This window comes from Actinocatenispora comari, assembly GCF_017312725.1.
Lineage (GTDB): Bacteria > Actinomycetota > Actinomycetes > Mycobacteriales > Micromonosporaceae > Actinocatenispora > Actinocatenispora comari.
Window position 1 is genome coordinate 1 of sequence record NZ_BOPO01000137.1, and the last position, 408, is coordinate 408.

At 76.5% G+C, this 408-nt stretch carries 1 protein-coding gene; it reads right to left on the bottom strand.

Annotation, left to right across the window (positions count from 1 at the left end):
* On the bottom strand, positions 1-393 hold a 393-nt coding region (locus NUM_RS33515; RefSeq protein ID WP_207128949.1), incomplete at its 3' end, for an alpha/beta fold hydrolase.
* Between the last annotated feature and the right edge of the window lie 15 nt (positions 394-408).

The window sequence follows — 408 nt, forward strand, 5'->3', positions numbered from 1 at the left end:
GTCTGCGGTCTCGGCCGCGTCTGCGGTCTCGGCCGCGGCACCGGATAAGCCTGCGATCTCGGTGTTGGTCTTGGCCGCGGTTGAGGTCTCTGCTGCGGTTGCGGTTGCGGTTGCGGCGGCTGCGGTTGCGGTTGCGGCCACGGTTGCGACCAGCGCGGCGATCCGGTCGGGGTCGGTCAGGCAGTCGAGGTGTCCGCGGCCCGGCCAGCGCACCACCGTGCCCCGCCGGCACACCGCCCGCAGCGCGTCGAGGTCCCGGCCGAGCGGGTCCCGGCTGCCGGCGGCGAGCCACACCGGCCCCGGATACGCGCGCAGGCAGCCGACCGGATCGAGCCCGGCCAGCTGCGTCGCGATCGCCGGCAGCGCGGCGCTGTCGATGCCGCCGGCGGTCATCGCCGCCGCCACCGC